We start from the raw sequence: 3,245 nt of genomic DNA, 5'->3' as shown, positions 1-3,245 counted from the left end.
CTGATGCCTGTTCTGAATACATTGTGAAGAGAAGATATGTCTGGAAGCGTCCAGGTGTTTTGGGTTTATGCCTGAAACGTCCGAGACCAATCCTTGTGAAACCATGTGATGGCTTAGTCGGCCGGAATTGGTGGAGGGGTTGGAGGTAGGAAGGATCGCTTGTCCGAGGCATTTTTGTTGTTGGAGCTTTTGCTCCTCTGATGGGAATGCTGGATTGATGTTGCCTGACCGCGCATCACCGGATGATATCTCGAGAAGCTGGTCTTAATGATACGACCTCGAAGTGCACCGGCGTGCCTTCAAAGAGGATTGTATCGAACACGTCGATGTCATCAGGAGATAATCTGGTTGTAAAAGGTAACCGGATTGCCGTTCCTTTGGAACGGCTATGGATGAGCATAGACAATGAGAACGAAGAAGTGAATTAAGGGCATTTGGTGGATGCCTTGGCATGCACAGGCGAAGAAGGACGTGATACGCTGCGAAAAGCCGTGGGGAGCTGCGAATAAGCTTTGATCCATGGATCTCCGAATGGGGCAACCCACCTTAAATGCTTGGAAAATCCAGTCTGTTTTATGAACGGCCTGGGTTTCCAAGCATTGTGATAAGGTATCTTACTTTCGAATACATAGGGGTAAGAAGCGAACGCAGGGAACTGAAACATCTAAGTACCTGCAGGAAAGGACATCAACCGAGACTCCGTAAGTAGTGGCGAGCGAACGCGGACCAGGCCAGTGGCAATGATGAATAAAGCGGAACGATTTGGAAAAGTCGGCCATAGAGGGTGATAGCCCCTTACGCGTAGAACAGTCATTGTCCTTGAGTAGGGCGGGGCACGTGAAATCCTGTCTGAACATGGGGAGACCACTCTCCAAGCCTAAGTACTCGTGCATGACCGATAGCGAACAAGTACCGTGAGGGAAAGGTGAAAAGCACCCCGACGAGGGGAGTGAAATAGAACCTGAAACCGGATGCCTACAAACAGTCGGAGCCCGCAAGGGTGACGGCGTACCTTTTGTATAATGGGTCAACGACTTAGTGTAACTAGCAAGCTTAAGCCGGTAGGTGTAGGCGCAGCGAAAGCGAGTCTGAATAGGGCGATTGAGTTAGTTGCATTAGACCCGAAACCGAGTGATCTAGCCATGAGCAGGCTGAAGGTTGGGTAACACCAACTGGAGGGCCGAACCCGTATCTGTTGCAATAGATTGGGATGACTTGTGGCTAGGGGTGAAAGGCCAATCAAACTCGGAAATAGCTGGTTCTCCGCGAAATCTATTTAGGTAGAGCGTCGACCGAATACCCTCGGGGGTAGAGCACTGGATGGGCTATGGGGACTCACCGTCTTACTGATCCTAACCAAACTCCGAATACCGAGGAGTACTAGTCGGCAGACACACGGCGGGTGCTAACGTCCGTCGTGAAGAGGGCAACAACCCTGACCTCCAGCTAAGGTCCCCAAGTCATGGCTAAGTGGGAAAGGATGTGAGGATCCCAAAACAACCAGGATGTTGGCTTAGAAGCAGCCATCATTTAAAGAAAGCGTAACAGCTCACTGGTCTAAATAAGGGTCTTTGCGCCGAAAATGTAACGGGGCTAAAGCCATGCACCGAAGCTGAGGATGTGACAGTTGTAGTGACTGTTGCGTGGTAGCGGAGCGTTCCGTAAGTCTGTGAAGGCGGACCCGTGAGGGCTGCTGGAGATATCGGAAGTGCGAATGTTGACATGAGTAACGATAAAGGGAGTGAGAGACTCCCTCGCCGAAAGACCAAGGGTTCCTGCTTAAAGTTAATCTGAGCAGGGTTAGCCGGCCCCTAAGACGAGGCGGACACGCGTAGTCGATGGGAACCACGTTAATATTCGTGGGCCTGGTGGTAGTGACGGATCTCGTGTGTTGTACATTCTTACTGGATTGAATGTGCGGCGAAGAGGTTCCAGGAAATAGCTCCACCGTATAGACCGTACCCGAAACCGACACAGGTGGTCAGGTAGAGTATACCAAGGCGCTTGAGAGAACTATGTTGAAGGAACTCGGCAAATTGCACGCGTAACTTCGGAAGAAGCGTGACCCCATTTTACGCAAGTATGATGGGGTGGCACAGACCAGGGGGTAGCGACTGTTTATCAAAAACACAGGGCTCTGCGAAGTAGCAATACGACGTATAGGGTCTGACGCCTGCCCGGTGCTGGAAGGTTAAAGGGAGGGGTGCAAGCTCTGAACTGAAGCCCCAGTAAACGGCGGCCGTAACTATAACGGTCCTAAGGTAGCGAAATTCCTTGTCGGGTAAGTTCCGACCTGCACGAATGGCGTAACGACTTCCCCGCTGTCTCCAACATAGACTCAGTGAAATTGAATTCCCCGTGAAGATGCGGGGTTCCTGCGGTCAGACGGAAAGACCCCGTGCACCTTTACTATAGCTTTACACTGGCATTCGCCAAGGCATGTGTAGGATAGGTGGTAGGCTTTGAAGCAGGGACGCCAGTTCTTGTGGAGCCATCCTTGAAATACCACCCTTATCTTCGTGGATGTCTAACCGCGGTCCGTTATCCGGATCCGGGACAGTGTATGGTGGGTAGTTTGACTGGGGCGGTCGCCTCCGAAAGAGTAACGGAGGCGCGCGATGGTGGGCTCAGACCGGTCGGAAATCGGTCGTCGAGTGCAATGGCATAAGCCCGCCTGACTGCGAGACTGACAAGTCGAGCAGAGACGAAAGTCGGTCATAGTGATCCGGTGGTCCCGTGTGGAAGGGCCATCGCTCAACGGATAAAAGGTACGCCGGGGATAACAGGCTGATGACCCCCAAGAGTCCATATCGACGGGGTTGTTTGGCACCTCGATGTCGACTCATCGCATCCTGGGGCTGGAGCAGGTCCCAAGGGTATGGCTGTTCGCCATTTAAAGCGGTACGTGAGTTGGGTTCAGAACGTCGTGAGACAGTTCGGTCCCTATCTGCCGTGGGTGTAGGAATATTGACAGGATCTGTCCCTAGTACGAGAGGACCGGGATGGACGTATCTCTGGTGGATCTGTTGTCCTGCCAAGGGCATAGCAGAGTAGCTATATACGGAATGGATAACCGCTGAAGGCATCTAAGCGGGAAACCAACCTGAAAACGAGTGTTCCCTATCAGAGCCGTGGAAGACGACCACGTTGATAGGACGGGTGTGGAAGCATGGCAACATGTGAAGCTTACCGTTACTAATAGCTCGATCGACTTCTTCGTTCCCATTGTTCATGCTCATCAAAGA

The 3,245-nt window shown here is 52.0% G+C and carries 1 rRNA gene; it reads left to right on the top strand.

What is annotated here, in order from left to right:
* Positions 1 to 413 precede the first annotated feature (413 nt).
* Positions 414 to 3,220: ribosomal RNA gene (locus FB593_RS27235) — 23S ribosomal RNA — on the top strand.
* Positions 3,221 to 3,245: the final 25 nt, after the last annotated feature.

It is taken from the genome of Rhizobium sp. SJZ105 (assembly GCF_007828365.1).
Lineage (GTDB): Bacteria > Pseudomonadota > Alphaproteobacteria > Rhizobiales > Rhizobiaceae > Agrobacterium > Agrobacterium tumefaciens.
This window is presented reverse-complemented; position numbering and strand designations above follow the sequence as displayed.